This is a genomic window from Mesorhizobium sp. M5C.F.Ca.ET.164.01.1.1 (assembly GCF_004792125.1).
Taxonomy (GTDB): Bacteria; Pseudomonadota; Alphaproteobacteria; order Rhizobiales; family Rhizobiaceae; genus Mesorhizobium; species Mesorhizobium wenxiniae.
The window spans coordinates 1-439 of the sequence record NZ_SRTG01000113.1 but is presented as its reverse complement, the minus strand read 5'-3'; the positions used below and the strand labels follow the sequence as shown (position 1 = coordinate 439).

Sequence of the window (439 nt, the reverse complement as noted above, 5' to 3'; positions counted from 1 at the left end):
ATCGAAAGCTGCGCGCTCGACGGGCAGAACTGGGCGTTGCCGGCCTTGGCCTCGCCGCGGATGAAGCGCCGGATGGCGGCCTCGACGTCTTGAAGTTCGGCATCCTGCACGGCGGCGAGATAGCCGCGCAGCTGCATCTCGGCGTCAGCGAGGGCGGATTGCGGGAAGCAGGAGAACAGTGCCGCCAGCGCCTTCGCCGCCTGCTGCAATTCGGCCGTGGTCATATCCGCGGATCTCCTCGATGATGGCGTTGGCGGCGTCGCTGTGGGTTTTCGGCCTGATCCAGCCCTGCGGTTTTTTGCGCTGGCCCGGGCCGCGCGATCCCGAAGCCGCCTCACGGCCCCCGATCGAAATCCCCGGTCCTTCGCGCGCCCCGCGCGCTGAAAAAGCGGAAGCTTTTTCCATCTGGTTTCTGGACTCTGGAGAATGCCGCGCCAAA

General features: G+C 66.3%; 1 protein-coding gene and 1 pseudogene. One reads left to right on the top strand and one right to left on the bottom strand.

Features of this window, described 5'->3' with window-relative positions; genetic code table 11:
• Positions 1-224 (bottom strand): annotated as a pseudogene (locus EN807_RS35930) (hypothetical protein); the annotation flags it as partial.
• Between the two features lie 17 nt (positions 225-241).
• On the opposite strand from EN807_RS35930, the gene EN807_RS36160 reads away from it, so the two are divergent.
• On the top strand, positions 242-439 hold a 198-nt coding region (locus tag EN807_RS36160; RefSeq protein ID WP_210240014.1), incomplete at its 3' end, for a hypothetical protein.